Source organism: Stenotrophomonas cyclobalanopsidis (assembly GCF_008710035.1).
GTDB lineage: Bacteria > Pseudomonadota > Gammaproteobacteria > Xanthomonadales > Xanthomonadaceae > Stenotrophomonas > Stenotrophomonas cyclobalanopsidis.
The window spans coordinates 14,332-31,088 of sequence record NZ_VYKI01000005.1 but is presented as its reverse complement, the minus strand read 5'-3'; the positions used below and the strand labels follow the sequence as shown (position 1 = coordinate 31,088).

At 68.1% G+C, this 16,757-nt stretch carries 16 protein-coding genes; 13 read left to right on the top strand and 3 right to left on the bottom strand.

From position 1 onward, the window contains the following. Window positions 1-11: 11 nt before the first annotated feature. Window positions 12-695: a ChrR family anti-sigma-E factor gene (locus FJU31_RS05675; RefSeq protein WP_150453877.1), complete on the bottom strand. Its 684-nt coding sequence runs from the start codon at window positions 693-695 to the stop codon at window positions 12-14. After that, window positions 692-1,315, bottom strand: a complete 624-nt coding sequence (locus FJU31_RS05670; protein WP_150453998.1) for a sigma-70 family RNA polymerase sigma factor — start codon at window positions 1,313-1,315, stop codon at window positions 692-694. Before FJU31_RS05670 ends, FJU31_RS05675 begins: the two co-directional genes overlap by 4 nt. Window positions 1,316-1,454: 139 nt before the next feature. Between FJU31_RS05670 and FJU31_RS05665 the strand changes: the two genes are divergently transcribed. The 13 genes from FJU31_RS05665 (at window position 1,455) to FJU31_RS05605 (ending at window position 15,307) form a co-directional block, all read left to right on the top strand. Further along, entirely contained in the window at window positions 1,455-2,222 is a 768-nt protein-coding gene (locus FJU31_RS05665) for a hypothetical protein (protein ID WP_150453876.1), read from the top strand. 84 nt (window positions 2,223-2,306) lie between these two features. Further along, window positions 2,307-3,260, top strand: coding sequence for an acyl-CoA desaturase (locus FJU31_RS05660; protein WP_150453875.1), 954 nt, complete (start codon window positions 2,307-2,309; stop codon window positions 3,258-3,260). Between the two features lie 2 nt (window positions 3,261-3,262). Then, window positions 3,263-4,540, top strand: coding sequence for an NAD(P)/FAD-dependent oxidoreductase (locus tag FJU31_RS05655; RefSeq protein ID WP_150453874.1), 1,278 nt, complete (start codon window positions 3,263-3,265; stop codon window positions 4,538-4,540). Further along, window positions 4,537-5,304 (top strand): DUF1365 domain-containing protein, encoded by a 768-nt coding sequence (locus tag FJU31_RS05650; RefSeq protein ID WP_150453873.1) that lies wholly within the window; start codon window positions 4,537-4,539, stop codon window positions 5,302-5,304. Before FJU31_RS05655 ends, FJU31_RS05650 begins: the two co-directional genes overlap by 4 nt. Then, window positions 5,301-6,560 (top strand): SAM-dependent methyltransferase, encoded by a 1,260-nt coding sequence (locus tag FJU31_RS05645; protein ID WP_150453872.1) that lies wholly within the window; start codon window positions 5,301-5,303, stop codon window positions 6,558-6,560. The genes FJU31_RS05650 and FJU31_RS05645 overlap by 4 nt, the downstream gene beginning before the upstream one ends. A 15-nt stretch (window positions 6,561-6,575) precedes the next feature. Further along, complete coding sequence (locus tag FJU31_RS05640) at window positions 6,576-7,121, top strand: DUF2878 domain-containing protein (RefSeq protein WP_150453871.1); 546 nt, start codon at window positions 6,576-6,578, stop codon at window positions 7,119-7,121. Beyond that, complete coding sequence (locus FJU31_RS05635) at window positions 7,118-7,909, top strand: DUF1295 domain-containing protein (protein WP_150453870.1); 792 nt, start codon at window positions 7,118-7,120, stop codon at window positions 7,907-7,909. Before FJU31_RS05640 ends, FJU31_RS05635 begins: the two co-directional genes overlap by 4 nt. Beyond that, window positions 7,906-8,979 carry an SAM-dependent methyltransferase gene (locus FJU31_RS05630; protein ID WP_150453869.1) on the top strand — a complete coding sequence of 358 codons (1,074 nt, stop codon included), beginning with the start codon at window positions 7,906-7,908 and terminating at the stop codon, window positions 8,977-8,979. Before FJU31_RS05635 ends, FJU31_RS05630 begins: the two co-directional genes overlap by 4 nt. Window positions 8,980-8,991: 12 nt before the next feature. Beyond that, entirely contained in the window at window positions 8,992-9,525 is a 534-nt protein-coding gene (locus FJU31_RS05625; protein WP_150453868.1) for a lipocalin family protein, read from the top strand. 115 nt (window positions 9,526-9,640) lie between these two features. Next, window positions 9,641-10,780, top strand: a complete 1,140-nt coding sequence (locus FJU31_RS05620; protein ID WP_108768966.1) for an SPFH domain-containing protein — start codon at window positions 9,641-9,643, stop codon at window positions 10,778-10,780. 20 nt (window positions 10,781-10,800) lie between these two features. After that, window positions 10,801-12,153: a TFIIB-type zinc ribbon-containing protein gene (locus tag FJU31_RS05615; RefSeq protein WP_150453867.1), complete on the top strand. Its 1,353-nt coding sequence runs from the start codon at window positions 10,801-10,803 to the stop codon at window positions 12,151-12,153. Then, window positions 12,150-12,410, top strand: coding sequence for a hypothetical protein (locus FJU31_RS05610; protein ID WP_150453866.1), 261 nt, complete (start codon window positions 12,150-12,152; stop codon window positions 12,408-12,410). The genes FJU31_RS05615 and FJU31_RS05610 overlap by 4 nt, the downstream gene beginning before the upstream one ends. Before the next feature lie 101 nt (window positions 12,411-12,511). Further along, a complete protein-coding gene (locus FJU31_RS05605; RefSeq protein WP_246161223.1) occupies window positions 12,512-15,307 on the top strand; it encodes a PAS domain-containing hybrid sensor histidine kinase/response regulator in 2,796 nt (931 codons plus the stop codon). Between the two features lie 481 nt (window positions 15,308-15,788). Here FJU31_RS05605 and FJU31_RS05600 read toward each other — a convergent pair whose 3' ends face one another. Beyond that, on the bottom strand, window positions 15,789-16,565 hold the full coding sequence (locus tag FJU31_RS05600; protein ID WP_150453865.1) for a CHAD domain-containing protein: 777 nt from the start codon (window positions 16,563-16,565) through the stop codon (window positions 15,789-15,791). Between the last annotated feature and the right edge of the window lie 192 nt (window positions 16,566-16,757).

Below are 16,757 nucleotides of genomic sequence, written 5' to 3'. Positions count from 1 at the left end.
CCTCCAACGCTTTACAGTTTGACGAACCGCTGGACCTTGCGCGCCAGCCAACCGCTGAACACCAGCGGGGCATCCAGTGCGGAAACGCAGATGCACGGCACACCCGGTGCGGTGACCGGCTGGTGTTCCACGTCTTCGTCCAGATCAGCCACATCGCCTGGCGCGAACAGACCCAGCGCGTCATTGTAGGCGCCGCGCAGGATGTGGGTGAGCTCGCTGCGGCCGTGGCTGTGCATCGGCAGGCACTTGCCCGGCGCAATCTTGAGCATGATCAGCGAGGGCATATCCGCGGAGCGGATGCAGTGCACGCCCGGTGCGATCCAGCGCCAGCGCAACGCAGCCAGCGAGCGACCGAAGTACGGGTGCAGGGACGCCGGCAGATGGTCCGCGCTCACCTCCGGCCGCTCCACCGGCGGCGCGGCCGGCCGCGCGACGGCAATGGCAGCCACCGCAGGCTCGTCACGTTCCAGCTCGGCCAGCATGGCCACCCGCAGCGCTTGGCTGCGGCCGCCAACCACCATCGGCTGGGTCTGTTCGATCAGCGCCGCGCCGATGGCCTCGGCCTCGCGCATGCGCTGGCGGCAATGCGGGCATTGCTCCAGATGGGTGCCGGCGACCACGCTCAGCGGCGCCGGCAACGCGCCGGCGGCATAGCTGAGCAGGGTCGATTCGTGCAGGTGATGGTGCGGGTTCATGGCATGCCCCCGACCCTGGACTGCAGCTGCAGGAAGGCCCGGCGCAGGTGTGACTTCACCGTGCCCAGCGGCATGCCCAGCGCCTCGGAGATCTCGCCGTGGCTCTTGGCCTCGAAATAGGACATGCGCACCAGCCGCGCCTGCACCGCCGGCAGCTCATTGATGCGCTGGCGCAGGCGCGCCTGGTCGGCATAGTGCTCGGCGCTGCTGTGGGATTGCGCGTCGCTGCTGGCAGCTTCCTCCACCGCGGCCTGTACGTGCATCCAGCTGCGCTCATGGCGCACCCGGTCGATCTGCAGGTTGCGCGCGATCCGGTACAGCCAGGTGCTCAGCGCACCCTGCGCCGCATCGTAGTCGGCCGCGCGCAGCCAAAGCCGCAACAGGCATTCCTGCGCAAGCTCCTCGGCCACCGCTTCGGGCGCGCCGAGCCCGCGCAGGTAGACACACAGGCGCGGCATGAAGTGGTCATAGATGCGCATGAAACAGGTGCGGTCGCGCAGGCGCGCCACACCGTCCATGTCACCGGTCCAGTTCGTCGGCTCGCTGCTTGGCTGCTGGGAACTGGACACGATGCGTGCGGCGTCGAAGTCAAAGGAGGGGCTGGCGGCGTCAGGGTACATCACGGGCGGCGATCAGGCAGGTGAAGGTGGGTCTGTGTGCTTTACGCAGCAGAGGCCGGATTGGATGCAGCGCACTGCCCTGCATCCAGCCGGGCCCATCGTGCGTACGTTCAGCAGATCAACCTGCAAGGACCCCCCCATGCATACCGCCGGGCTGCTGCTGTACCTGTCCACCGTGGCCAGCGCCACGCCGCTGCTCCGCAGCGAAGGCGTTGCCAGCCTGGCCGACGGCACCCCCGCCTACCGCGAGGTGCACTGGCGGCGCGGGGCGGCCGAAGGCGCGCCGCTCTGGGTGCAGTACCTGTGCCCGGACGGTCGCCCGTTCGCACGCAAGGAGCTGCCAGGCACCGCCCAGCCGCAGGCGCGGGGCTACCGGCTGCAGGACGGCCGCAGCGGCCAGGCCGCCAGAGTGGTGGTGGCCGGCGGACAGGTCAGCATCGACTGGAAGGAAAGCGCGCCGGACGCGGAGCAGCATGCGCAGGTGCCACTGCCTGCCGACGCGGTGATCGACACCGGGTTCGACGCGGCGGTGCGCGCGCACTGGCCTGCACTGATGAAGGGAGAAGAGGTTCGCCTGCCCTTCCTGGTGCCGGGCCGGCAACGTTTCTACCGGGTCAGCGTGCGCCGTACCGGTGCGCTCACCTGGCAGGGTGCACCCGCCCAGGCCATCGAGGTGCGCCTGGCCACCTGGTATGGCGCGGTCGCTCCTCGGCTGTCCATGGTCTACGCCGATGATGATCGCCGCCTGCTGGAGTTCCGCGGCACCAGCAACCTGCGTGATGCCCGTGGCGCCTATCCAGTCGTCATTGTCCGCTTTGCCTCCCCCGCGACAACGCAGCCACAGGCGCAGTGGCAGCAGGCCTGGGCAGAACCGCTGGTGGCGTCCTGCGGCGTGAGCAGCAGGTGAAGCCGTCACGCAATGCCGATTGAGTGCATCCAATCCACGCCATGCTGCGTAGATAGGGACAGACACGCCCTCGAGACCCCGCCCATGTCCGCTGCTGCGCCCCTTCCACGCCGACGTGAGCGACTGCTGCGCACCCTGCGACGCTGGTTCGACACCGGGGCCGCGGCGGCGCAGGCCGACCCGGCGCGGCCCGGCCGCATCGACTGGCTGCGGGCCGTGCCGTTCGTGCTGCTGCACGTGGCGTGCGTGGGGGTGATCTGGGTCGGCGTGTCCTGGACCGCAGTGGCGGTGGCACTGGCGCTGTATGCGGTGCGGATGTTCGCGATCACCGGCTTCTACCACCGCTACTTCTCGCACCGCACCTTCCAGGCCTCGCGCCCGGTCCAGTTCGTGTTCGCGGTGGTCGGTGCGTCCAGCGTGCAGCGCGGTCCGCTGTGGTGGGCCGCCCACCACCGCCATCATCATCGTCATGCCGACCAGCCGCAGGACCCGCATTCCCCGGTCAGCGGCGGATTCTGGCGCAGCCACATGGGCTGGTTCCTGACCCGCGAAGCCTTCGCCACGGACCTGGCGCGCGTGCCTGACCTGGCTCGTTTCCCGGAGCTGCGCTGGCTGGACCGCTTCGACATCGCCGTGCCGGTGCTGTTGGCCGCAGGTCTGTACGGCCTCGGCGCGCTGCTGGAGCGGGTGGCACCCGGCCTGCACACGACGGGCCCGCAGCTGCTGGTCTGGGGCTTCTTCATCTCCACCGTGGTGCTGTTCCATGCAACGGTCACCATCAATTCGCTGGCCCACCGCTTCGGCAGCCGCCGCTTCGACACGCGCGATGACAGCCGCAACAACCTGTGGCTGGCCCTGCTGACCTTCGGCGAAGGCTGGCACAACAACCACCACTTCTTCCCCGGCACCGCCCGCCAGGGCTTCCGCTGGTGGGAGGTGGACCTGACCTGGTACGGCCTGCGCCTGATGGCTGCCGTCGGCCTGGTCAGCGGATTGAAGCCGATCCCCGAGTGGGTGCTGGCCAAGGCGAAGGACTGAGCATGCGCATCGCGGTCATCGGTTCGGGCATTGCAGGGCTGGCCAGCGCTTACTGGCTGGACGGCGAGCACGAAGTCACCCTGTATGAAGCCAACGACTACCTGGGTGGGCACACCCACACCCATCAGGTGCAGGTCGACGGCCAACAGATGTCGGTCGACACCGGCTTCATCGTCTTCAATCCACAGCACTATCCGCTGCTGACGGCGTTGTTCGACGAGCTGGGCGTGGCGTCACAGCCGACCACGATGAGCTTCTCGATGCACAGCGACCGCAGTGGCGTGGAATACAACGCCACCTCGCTGGACGGCCTGTTCTGCCAGCGCCGCAACCTCGTCTCGCCGCGCTTCTGGGGCATGCTGGCCGACCTGCGCCGCTTCTACCGGGACGCACCTCTGCTGCTGGCCGAGGCCGAAGGCCCGACGCTGGGACAGTATCTGCGCCTGCAGCGCTTCGGTGATGCCTTCGTGGAGGAACACCTGCTGCCGATGGCATCGGCGCTGTGGTCTTCGCCCACGGCCACCGTGCTGGATTTCCCGGCGCGCTACCTGGTGCAGTTCATGGCCAACCACCAGATGCTGCAGATGACCGGTCGCCCGCCGTGGCGTGTGGTCAAGGGCGGCTCGGCGCGCTACGTGGATGCGCTGCGCAGCCGCTGGCGCGTGCATGAGCGGCTGGAGACGCCGGTGCAGGCGGTCGAGCGCATGCCGTGGGGCGCGCGCGTGCACAGCGCGGCCGGCATCGAGGGCTTCGACGAGGTGATCCTGGCCTGCCACAGTGACCAGGCCCTGGCGCTGCTGGCAGACGCCGATCCGGTCGAAAGCGCGGTGCTGGGCACGATCCGCTACCAGGCCAACGAGGCCGTGCTGCACACGGACGCCTCGCTGCTGCCGGCCAACCGAAAGGCCTGGGCTGCCTGGAACGCACACGTGCCGGAAGATCCTTCGGCGCCCTGCACGGTCAGCTACTGCATGAACCTGCTGCAGGGCCTGCCCGGCGAGACGCCGCTGGTGGTGACCCTCAACCGCAGCGATGCCATCGATCCGGCCAAGGTGCTGCGCCGCCTGCACTACGCGCACCCCGTGCACGACCATGCCGCCGTGCGGGCACAGCAGCGCTGGGGCGAGATCCAGGGCCACCGCCACACCTGGTTCGCCGGTGCCTACTGGGGCTGGGGTTTCCATGAGGATGGCATCGCCAGCGCACGGCGCACGGTCGACGCGCTGCGCGCCCGCACCGGCATCGCCTCGCCGCTGCGGCCGACCGAGATCACGGCATGACCGCCAGTGCGCTCTATATCGGACAGGTGCAGCACCGGCGGCACCATCCGCATGCGCACGCGTTCCGCTACCCGGTCGCGCAGCTGCTGCTGGACCTGGATGAGCTGGACACGATCTTCGCCGGGCGCTGGCTGTGGTCGGTCAACCGCCGCAACCTGGCCGAGTTCCGTCGCAGCGACTACCTGGGCGACGCGAAGGTGCCACTGGCCGATGCCGTGCGCGACCATGCCGCCACCGCGCTGGACCGCCGCCCGGAAGGACCGGTGCGGCTGCTGACCCACCTGCGTTTTGGCGGCCATGTGTTCAATCCGGTCAGCTTCTACTACTGCTATCAGGCCGACGGCAGCACCCTGGACTGCATCGTCGCCGACATCACCAATACGCCGTGGAAGGAACACCACGCCTACGTGCTGCCGGTTGAGCAGGCGCAGCACGAAGGCGGCAGCCTGCGCTGGCAGTTCGACAAGTGCTTCCACGTGTCGCCCTTCATGCCGATGGACTGCCGCTACGACTGGCGCTTCAACGCCCCCGGCGATGCGCTGCGCGTGCACATGCAGGTCTGGCGCGAGGGCGTGCGCCAGTTCGATGCGACCCAGTCCATGCAGCGCCATCCGCTGGACGGCCGCGGCTTGGCGCGGGTGCTGCTGGCCTACCCTCTGATGACCGTGCAGGTGGTCGCCGCCATCCACTGGCAGGCGCTGCGCCTGTGGCTGAAACGCAACCCCGTGCACGACCACCCTTCCCTTGCCGAGAAACCGCGATGAACAACCTGACGCCTTCGGTGGCCCTGCCCCGTGCCGGTGCACTGGATGCCTTCCTGCGCCGTCGCCTGCTGGCGCAGCTGGCGCCGATGCACGATGGCCAGCTGCGCGTACGCGATGCCTTCGGCGAGGAGCTGCTGGGGGATGGCCAGGGCCCGCTGCAGGCCACGGTGACCATCGACGACTCGGCCTTTTACCGCAAGGTGGCCGCGCAGGGCAGCGTCGGCGCGGGCGAAAGCTACATCCACGGCGACTGGCGCTGCGATGACCTGGTCGCGCTGGTCCGCCTGCTGGTGCGCAACCGCAATCTGCTGGACGGCATGGAGCGCGGCCCGGCGCGCGCCGCTGGCTGGCTGCTGCGCGGCTGGAACCGCCTGCGCCGCAACAGCCGCGAAGGCAGCCGCCGCAACATCGCCGCCCACTACGACCTCGGCAACGATTTCTTCGCGCTGTTCCTGTCGCCGGACCTGATGTATTCCTCGGCGCTGTATGCACAGGCGGACGAGCCGCTGGAAGTGGCCTCGACCCGCAAGCTGGACCGCATCTGCCAGCAGCTGCAGCTGCAGCCGGGCGACCGCGTGGTCGAGATCGGCACCGGCTGGGGCGGCTTTGCCGTGCATGCGGCACGCCATTACGGCTGCCACGTCACCACCACCACCATTTCAGCCGAACAGCACGCACTGGCCGTGCAGCGCGTGCAGGACGCGGGCCTGCAGGAGCACGTGACCGTGCTGATGCAGGACTACCGCGACCTGCGGGGCCAGTTCGACAAGCTGGTCTCCATCGAGATGATCGAGGCCATCGGCGCCGAATTCCTCGATACCTACATGGGGACCCTGCAGCGCCTGCTGAAGCCTGATGGCGTGGCCCTGCTGCAGGCGATCACCATCGAAGACCACCGCTACGAACAGGCGCGGCGCAGCGTCGACTACATCAAGCGCTTCGTGTTCCCTGGCAGCTTCATTCCTTCGATCAACGCGATCATGGCGGCCAAGACCCGGGCCAGCGACCTGCAACTGATCGCCCAGCAGGACTTTGGCCATTCCTACGCACTCACCCTGCGCGCCTGGCGGCAGCGCTTCCTGGCCCAGCGCGCCGCCGTACAGGCACAGGGTTTCGACGAGCGCTTCTGCCGCCTGTGGGAGTTCTATCTGGCCTACTGCGAGGGTGGCTTCCTGGAGCGCTCCATTGGCGTGTCGCACCTGCTGCTGGCACGGCCGGGCCATTGCACCGACGTTCCCGCCGGAAGCGAGGCCTGAGATGGGAGGCCTTGCATGAAACGGACCTGGGCCAACCTGCTCGGCAACCAGCTGGTCTGGCTGTGCGCCGTGGCTGGCGCGGGTCGCGGCTGGCAATGGCCGGCACTGCTGGCCGCGGCGCTGTATCTCGCCAGCCAGCTGCTGACCAGCCCGGTGCCGCGCGTCGACCTGCGCCTGCTGCTGCTCGCCCTCGCCTGCGCCTGGCTGGTGGATGGCACTGCCGCCGCCAGCGGCACCGTGCGCTATGCCGCCGCACCGCTGGGATGGGCACCGCCGCCGTGGATCATGGCCCTGTGGGCCGCGTTCGCGATGACACTGACCAGCTCGATGACGTTCCTGCAGCGGTACCGCCTGCTGCCGGTGCTGTTTGGCCTGCTGCTGGCACCGCTGGCCTATCTGTCGGCGGCGCGTGGTTTCCAGGCCGTGCAATTCAGCTCACCCGTGTGGCAGGGCGTCCTGCTCTTGGGCGTTGGCTGGAGCATTGCCCTTTCGTTGCTGTGCGCGCTGGCACGCCGCAGCATTGACAAGGCGGTTGAACACACAAAAGGAGTGCGCGCATGAACCTGCTTGGCTGGGTGCTGCTCTACGCAGTGCTGGTGATGTGCTGGGGCTGGGCCTGGCAGCGCCGCCACTGCAACATCGGTGTGGTCGACGTGCTGTGGGCCAAGGGTGTGGCCGCGGGTGCACTGCTGCTGGCCTGGCTGGGTGACGGCGGCCTGCAGCCGCGCATCGCACTGGCGGTGCTGGGCGGCCTGTGGGGCAGCCGGCTGGCCCTGCATCTGTGGCACCGCGTGCGCAGCGAAGACGAGGACGGTCGCTACCGCTACCTGCGCGAACACTGGAACGGCCACCAGGGAAAGATCTTCGGCTTCTTCATGGCCCAGGCGCTGCTGGTGGTGCTGTTCGCCCTGCCGTTCCTGGCCGTGGCGCGCAATCCGGCCAGCGGCCATGCCGGCTGGATCGCCGCCGCCGTGGCCGTGTGGCTGCTCAGCGTCGGTGGCGAAGCACTGGCCGACCGCCAGCTTGCACGCTTCCGCGCCGACCCCGCCAACAAGGGAAAGACCTGCCGGCAGGGGCTGTGGCGCTATTCGCGCCATCCCAACTATTTCTTCGAGTGGTTGCACTGGTTCACCTACGTGCTGCTGGCCGTCGGCTCACCGCTGTGGTGGCTGGCGTGGTCGGGACCGGTGGTGATGTACCTGTTCCTGCGCTACCTCAGCGGCGTTCCCTTCACCGAAAAACAGGCCCTGCGCAGCCGCGGCGAGGACTACCGCGAGTATCAGCGCAGCACCCCGATGTTCTTCCCGTGGTTTCCCCGCACCTCCCCTTCCAAGGACCGCCAGCCATGAACGCCACCACCACGCTGTACCCACCCGTCGAAATCGAAGGCGGCCTGACCGGCTGGGCCGAGCGCGGCTGGATCCCGGACGCGGCGCTACGTGCGGGCATCCGTCGCCTGTGCGCGCAGCGCCTGCAGGAGGAGGACGAAGGCGGCCAGGAAGGACAGTCGGTGCGGTTCCAGCGACGCATCGCCGAGCTGGCCGGCAGCCCGCTCGCCCTGCACGTCGATGCCGCCAACCGCCAGCACTACGAAGTGCCGGCCGCATTCTTCCAGGCCTGCCTCGGCAAGCGCCTGAAGTACAGCAGCTGTTACTACCGCACCGGTCACGAGACGCTGGACCAGGCCGAAGAGGCGATGCTGGAGCTGTATTCGCAGCGCGCCGAGCTGGGCGATGGCCAGGATATCCTCGAACTCGGCTGTGGCTGGGGTTCGTTGACCTTGTGGATGGCCGAGCGTTACCCGAATGCACGCATTACCGCGGTGTCCAATTCAAACAGCCAGCGCGAGCACATCATGGGCCAGTGCCAGGCACGGGGCCTGCGCAACGTCGAGGTGCTCACCCGTGACGTGAACCAGCTGGACCTGCCGAGCGCGCGTTTCGACCGCTGCGTGTCGGTGGAGATGTTCGAGCACGTGCGCAACTACCAGCAGCTGCTGCAGCGCATCGCTGGCTGGCTGCGGCCGGACGGCGCCCTCTTCGTGCACATCTTCGCCCACCGCACGCTGATGTACCCGTTCGATACCGAAGGCGATGACAACTGGATGGGGCGGCACTTCTTCACCGGTGGCCTGATGCCGGCGGCCGACACCCTCCTGCACTTCCAGCAGCACCTGCAGCTGGACCAGCGCTGGCTGCTCGACGGCACCCACTACCAGCGCACCGCCAACCACTGGCTGGACAACCAGGACGCGGCCCGCTCGCAGCTGATGCCGATCCTGCAGGCGACCTACGGCGGGGCCGCCGCACGCATCTGGTGGCAGCGCTGGCGCATGTTCTGGATGGCCTGCGCTGAGCTGTTCGGCTATGACCAAGGCCAGCAGTGGCTTGTCGCCCACTACCTGTTCCGCCCCCGCTGAAGGAGACTGGCCATGCGTATGCCCCCCTTGTTCACCCTGTTGACGTTGGCCCTGTTCGGCACCGGCTGCAGCAGCCAGGACACCCGGCCACTGCCACGCGAAGCGTCAGTGGACGTGCCACGCTTCATGGGCGACTGGTACGTGATCGCCCACATTCCCTCCCGGCCGGAGCGCGAGGCTTTTGACGCCGTCGAGAGCTATTACCTACGGCCGGATGGACGCATCCAGACCACCTTCACCTACCGTAAGGGCAGCTTCCAGGCGCCATACAAGAGCATGCACCCGGTCGGCCGGGTGGAAAAGGAAGGTGCCGGCGCGGTGTGGGGCATGCAGTTCATCTGGCCGATCCAGGCCGAGTACATCATCGCCTGGCTGGACGACGACTATCAGCAGACGATCGTCGGCCGCAGCAAGCGCGACTATGTCTGGTACATGGCGCGCACGCCGCAGGTGTCGCCGCAGGAGTATCAGGCTGCGGTCGAGCGCATCGCCGCGATGGGCTATGACACTTCGAAGCTGAGGAAGGTTCCGCAGTCCGTACGCTGATCCTGCCAGATGAATGGCCGCCACCATGACCGGTGGCGAGCCACCGCCCCGCTCCACTATAGTCAGCCGGGCACGACAGGCATGGTGCCTGTCCGGTAACCACAGGGAGCAGGTCATGGGTCTGGTACAGGCGGTCAAGGGTGCAGTGGGCGGTGTTCTGGCCGACCAGTGGAAAGACTTCTACACCGTGCCGACGGGCCTGCCGTCGACCGCAGCCCTGTTCGCGGCCGTGCCGCAGGGCACCAATGCCGGCCGTGGTTCCAACACCAGCGGCTCGTCCAACATCATCAGCAACGGCTCGAAGATCGTCGTGCCCGAAGGCTACGGCCTGCTGCTGTTCCAGGACGGCGCGATCACCGCGTTCGTTGCCGAGCCGGGAGGCTACGAGTGGCGCTCGGACGACCTCAACTCGCAGTCGATCTTCGCCGGTGACGGGCTGGTCAGCACCTTCATCAAGCAGAGCTGGGAACGCTTCAAGTTCGGTGGCCAGCCGGGCTCGCAGCAGGCCGCCTTCTTCGTCTCGCTGAAGGAACTGCCGGACAACCGCTTCGGTACCCAGTCGGAAATCTACTGGGACGATGCCTTCCTCAACACCCAGGTGGGCGCGGTTACCCGTGGCTCGTACACGCTGAAGATCGTCGACCCGATCCTGTTCGTGAAGAACTTCGTGCCGGCCAGCTACCTGCGCCCGGGCCAGGTGTTCGACTTCACCGACATGGACAATGCCGCCGCCACCCAGCTGTTCAATGAAGTGGTGGGTTCGCTGGCACCAGCGTTCAGCCTGTACAGCAACGACCCGTCCAAGGGCAACCGCATCACCAAGCTGCAGCAGGATTCGATCGGCTTCGCGCAGAGCCTGTCCGCCGCCGTCGAACAGGCCTACCAATGGAAATCCGACCGCGGCCTGGCCATCGTCAAGACCGCCATCGTCTCGATCGAGTACGACGCCAACACCCGTGAACTGCTGAAGACCGTGCAGCGCGCCGATGCGCTGTCCGGCTCGCGCGGCAATTCCAACCTGCAGGCCAGCGTGGCCCAGGGCATCCAGTCGGCCGGCGAGAACGGCGGCGCGGCGGGCCTGGTCGGCGTCGGCATGGCCTCGGGCATGTTCGGTGCGGGCAGCCTGCAGCAGCCGACCGCGCCGGCCGCCGATGATCCGGTGGCCAAGCTGAAGAAGGCCAAGGAAATGCTCGACCTGGGCCTGATCACCCAGGGCGACTACGACGCGCTGAAGGCCAAGGCGCTTGGCCTGTAAGCCGCCGGACCCGCAGACCCATGTCCGACCCCAGAAACGGTCCTCCGCCACTGCCCCAGGCCGCTCCCGCTTCGCCCCCGCCCTTGCCGGCGGCGAAGCTGGATGGTCCGGGCTCGCCGCAGGATGTCCCGCCCCCGCCTGGCAGCTTCCCGCTGGATACCAGCACGCTGCCGCAGGCCATCCGTGATGAAGTCGAGGCGCCTGATCCGCTGGCCATCGACACCTCGGCCAGCGAACTCAAGGATGGCCTGAACCGCTGCCCGAAGTGCGGCAGCACCGACATCCGCCCCAAACTCGGCACCGACGTCCTGGTCTGCCTGTATTGCCGTCACGAATGGCATGGCGCGCGGGTGGAGGAGGAATTCGGGCTGGGCGAAGCGCTGGAGCAGCTGCAGGGCACGGTCATCGCCTCCGGCGCACGCGACATCGACGCCGATACCTCGGCGCTGATGACCTTCAAGTGCGGCGGCTGTGGCGCCGAGGTCACGGTCAACACCGAAAGCACGATGACCGCGCGCTGCCACTGGTGCCGCCACGTCTTCGGCGTCAACGAACAGATCAGCAACGGCGCCGTGCCCGATGCCGTGTTGCCCTTCCACATAAAGAAGGACGATGCGGTTGCGCGCATCCGCCAGTTCGTGGACAAGCGCCGGATGTTCGCGCTGAAGGCCTTCAAGGACCAGTTCACCCCGGAAAACGTGGTGGGCGTGTACCTGCCCTACATGATCGTGGACAGCAACGTCAGCGCGGCGGTGGCCGGCAAGGGCGAGATCAAGACCCGCGAGTACACCCGCGGTACCGAGAAGAACAAGCAGACCTACTACGACGCGGACATCTACCAGGTCGAGCGCCAGGTCGAATTCACCGTCGACGACCTGCCGCTGGAATCCTCGGCCGAGCGCGGCAACCTCGACACGCGCACCAACACCAACAACATCATCAACACCATCCTGCCGTTCGATACCAAGAACGCGGTGAAGTGGAACGCGTCCTACCTGGCTGGCTTCACGTCCGAGAAGCGCAACGTGGATGTGGAGAAGCTGCGTCCGCGACTGGAAGACCAGCTGCTGTCGATCGCCCGGGCGCAGGTGGAAGCCAGCGTTCGCCGCTACGACCGTGGCGTGCGCTGGGAGCAGGAACAGCTGGACGTGCACGGCAGCCGCTGGGTGTCGATGTACCTGCCGGTCTGGCTGTACTCCTACCACCAGCCCGGCACCAACGGCGGCATGCTGCACTACATCGCCGTGAACGGCCGTACCGGTGAAACCATGGGCAGCGTGCCCGTGCAGCAATGGAAGATGCTGCTGGCCGCCCTGGCCACCGGCACGGTCATCGAAGCCCTCGCAATTGCCTTCCTGGTGGCGACAACATGAGTGACGACAGTGGTCTCTGGTTGCTGGCGGCCGGCCCGGCCGGTGCTACGGCGCTGTACTGGGCGTTGTACCGTTATTACCGCAACACCGACAAATCGCATTCGTTCGAACACGAAACCTCGATCGACGCCAAGCCGGTCACCGGCTCGGACCGTCGCGTCGATTCGATCACCGGTACGCAGGAACGGCGCGTGCGTGGTGACAACGTGTACGAGTACCGCAAACGGGTCATGCGGGTGAAGCCCGCCGCTGACTGACACGGCACCACGCTGCTGTGACGCGGCCTTGATCTAGACTGGCGGCCCATGTTCTGCCTGCCCCTGCCAGGGCGGGCAACCCCCGCCGTTCGAGATCGTCCGTGAACCAGCCTCCCGTTCCCCAGCCCCAAGCCGCCCATGCCTCCGACAGCGTGAACATGGCGCTGGCAGCGGGTGCCATCGTCGGTACCTGGTTCTGGGATGTACCGAACGACCAGCTGACCGTTGATGAAGCGCTCGCCCGCGCGTTCGGGCTCGACCCGACGCTGGCGCAGCGCAAGCTGCAGCTGCACGAGGTGCTGGGCACGGTGCACCCCGATGACCTGGCAGGGCTGACCTCGGCCATCGAGCATGCCGTGCGGCGCGGCGGCCGCTTCGCGCATCAGTACCGCACGCGCGGCACCGACGGCGGTTACCACTGGCTGGAAAGCATCGGCCGCGTCGACCTGGACGAGAACGGTCGGGCACTGCGCTTCCCCGGCGTCCTCATCGACATCGACGAACGGCTGCGGGTGCAGGCCGAGCGTGACCAGGCCCAAGCCCTGCTGCGCTCCTTCGTTGAGGCCGCGCCGGGCGTGATGTATGCCAAGGATCGCCAGGGCCGACTGCTGATGGGCAACAGCGGCACCACGGAACTGATCGGGCGCCCCCCGGCGGAGTATGTCGGGCGCACCGATGCCGAGCTGTTGGCCAACCCCACCCAGGCTGCGGCAGTGATGGCCACCGACGAGCGGGTAATGTCCAGCGGCCGCAGCGAGCAGGTGGAAGAAGAAGTCAGTTTTCCAGACGGCCGCAGGGCCTGGTGGCTGTCGACCAAGGCGCCGCTGCGCAACGTTGCTGGCGAAGTGACCGGCCTGGTCGGCACCTCGCTGGACATCACCGACCGCAAGTCCGCCGAGGCCGAGCGTCTTGACATCGAGGAACGCTATCGGCTGGCCGCGCAGGCCACCAACGATGCGGTATGGGACTGGCGCATGGCCGACGGACACATCGTCTGGAACGAGGCGTTGTGCAGCCTGTTCGGACACTCGATGATGGAAACCAGCGCGCAGTGGTGGCTGGACCACATCCATCCCGAGGACCGCGACCGCATCGACCGCAACATCCACGCCGTCATCGACGGCGACGGCGCCACGTGGCACGACGAGTACCGGTTCCGTCGCGCCGATGGCAGCTATGCCGCCGTGCTTGATCGTGGTGCGGTGCTGCGCGACGCTGATGGGCGGCCGCAGCGGATGATCGGCGCCATGCTCGACCTCTCCGGACGCAAGGCGGCCGAAGCAGCGCTGGCCGAGGGTGAAGAGCGCCTGCGCCTGGCCACGGAAGCAGGCGAGCTTGGGTTATGGGACCTGGACCTTGTGCAGAACGTCCTGCTCTGGCCCGTGCGCATGAAGGCGATGTTCGGCATCTTCCCCGACGCGGAGGTGGACTTCGAGGATTTCCGCAACGGCCTGCACCCGGACGATCGTGCCGCCACGCTGGCAGCACTCGATGCATCCGCCGATCCGCAGCGGCGTGCCAACTACGATGTGGAATACCGCACTGTCGGCAAGGAAGATGGCGTGGTGCGCTGGATCGCGGCCAAGGGCCGGGGCATCTTCGAGGCCGGGCGCTGCGTACGCCTGCTGGGCGTGGCCATCGACATCACCGCTCGCAAGGCCGCCGACGAACGCCTGCGCGAGTTGAACGAGCAGCTGGAGGCGCGGGTGCGTGCCGAGGTGGCCGAGCGCATGCGGGTGGAAGACGCGCTGCGGCAGAGCCGCAAGATGGAAGCCGTCGGCCAGCTCAGCGGCGGCATCGCGCACGACTTCAACAACATGCTGGCCACGGTGATCGGCCCGCTGGACCTGCTGGCCCTGCGCATCGGCGACAGCGATGCGCGCGCGGTGCGCTACATCGAGATGGCCCTGGACGGCGCCCAGCGTGCCGCCCAGCTGACCCAGCGGCTGCTGGCCTTCTCACGCCAGCAGCCGCTGCAGCCGGTTGCCCTGGACGTGAACCATCTGGTGGCCGGCATGACCGATCTGCTGGTGCATTCGCTCGGCAGCAGCGTCATCCTCGAAACCGTGCTGGGTGGCGGCCAGTGGTGGACGCACGCCGATGTCAACCAGCTGGAGAACGTGATCCTCAATCTGGCGGTGAACGCGCGCGATGCCATGCCGGGCGGCGGCCGCCTGACGCTGCAGACCAGCAACTGCCAGATCGACCTGGCCAGCGTGGCCAAGCACGGCGGCATCCCTATCGGCGATTACGTGCGCATCGCGGTGACCGATACCGGCGGCGGCATGGCGCCCGAGGTGATGGCGCGCGCGTTCGATCCGTTCTTCACCACCAAGCCGGTCGGCCAGGGCACCGGCCTGGGCCTGTCGCAGGTCTATGGCTTCGTGCAGCAGTCCAACGGGCACGTCCGCCTGCAGTCCGCACCCGGCGTGGGGACCAGCGTCACCATCTACCTGCCGCGCCTGCTGGCCGAGGTGGATACCCTGCCGCCGGCCAAGGCCGATGTGGCGCCGCTGTCCGGCGGTGGCGCCGAGCAGATCCTGGTGGTGGACGATGACGCGGCGGTACGCGCGTTCTCGGTCGATGCTCTGTCCGAACTCGGCTATCGCGTGCTCTCGGCCGATGGCGCTGCCAGCGCCCTGCCCTTGCTGCAGGCCCACCCCGGCATCGCGCTGCTGTTCACCGATGTGGTGATGCCCGGGGTCAACGGTCGCCAGCTGGCCGACGAGGCCCTGGCGCGGCATCCGCACCTGAAGGTCCTGTTTGCCACCGGCAACAGCCGCAATGCCCTGGTCGATGACGGCGTGCTCGACGCGCATGTGCAGCTGATCGGCAAGCCCTTCACCATCGGCGAACTGGCCACGCGGGTACGCGCCGTCCTCTCCGCGGAACGCTGAGCTTCAGCGCTTCCCGGCGGGCAGCGAAATCCGAATTGCCCAGCCGCACCAGTGTGGCTCCCGGCCTGCTGGTGGCAGCGATGGCCTTCCATCTGCACCTCCGCGCCTGACCGCAGAAGACAAGATGTCTGAGGCTGTTCGCAAGGCATGGCCTGGCGCTACCAGCTTTGGTAGCGCCGGGCCGTGCCCGGCGAGCGCAGCGGCCTCGACCGAGACCACGATGCCTGAAGGTCTTCGCCAGGCATGGCCTGGCGCTACCAGTGCGGTAGCGCCGGGCCACGCCCGGCGAGCGCAGCGGCCTCGACCGAGACCACGATGTCTGAAGGTCTTCGCCAGGCATGGCCTGGCGCTACCAGTGCGGTAGCGCCGGGCCGTGCCCGGCGAGCGCAGCGGCCTCGACCGAGACCACGATGCCTGAAGGTCTTCGCCAGGCATGGCCTGGCGCTACCAGTGCGGTAGCGCCGGGCCGTGCCCGGCGACCTCAGCCGCCCACCGGTTCGGCATCCCGCAGCTGCTCCAGCACCCGCGCCTTGCCGTCTGCCGCCGGCATCGCCCGCACCAGGTTGCGCAGCAGCTGCAGGTCCTGCTGCTCGCCCAGCACATCGCTGAGCCGGTGCAGCGCCCGTGCATCGCCGTTCTTCGACTCCGCATGCCCGGCGTGCAGCTTGAGCGCCTGCGCCACGTCGATCTGCATGCGCAGGCGGCGAGCCTTGCGTCGCCAGCGGTGGATGGCCTCGGCGCCGCCATCGTCGCTCGCGCGACGCGCCGCCTTCCCGGCCCGGGTACGGCTGTACTCCAGGTTGCGGCGCAGAGTCGAGCGACGCAGCTTCGACCACGACTGTGCAGCCAGTTGTTCCTGGACACCCAGCACCACGCGCACCCGCCGGTCGAATCCGGGGTCGCGCTGCAGGGCCTCCTGCAACAGACGGTCGCGGCGCTGGATCAGGCGGGCGATGATGCCCGGCCACGCTTCGGCCGCATGCGCGTCCTGCAGATAGACCGCGGCCTGCACCACCACGTGGGCATCGCGCAGATCGGACAGGCTGTCACCCAGACGCTGCAGGCGGCGGTCGGCATCATCCAGTTCCAGCGCCGAATCCCGCGACAGCGCGAGCACCGCACGCAGCCGGCGGATCGCCTTGCGCGCGGCATGGATGGCGGCATGCGGATCGTCCGACGCCGACAATGCCGCGATGATCGAGCGGCATTCCTGCATCGCCCGTTTTCGAACCGACTCGCCAGGGTCTGCTGCGGACATCGGGGACTGCCCCGCGTGGGTGAAAGCGCAGTGTAGCCCCAGCCCAGGGCTGCCCCGTTCACATTACCCGGGCCACGCGCGGGCGGCCTCCATCTGCACGCCACCCTCACACCACCCCGCGCGGCCGGCACTATGCTCCGCCGGCGCGGGACGCTGCCGCCCCACACGCAGATGAGCGCTTTCAGCGTTCCC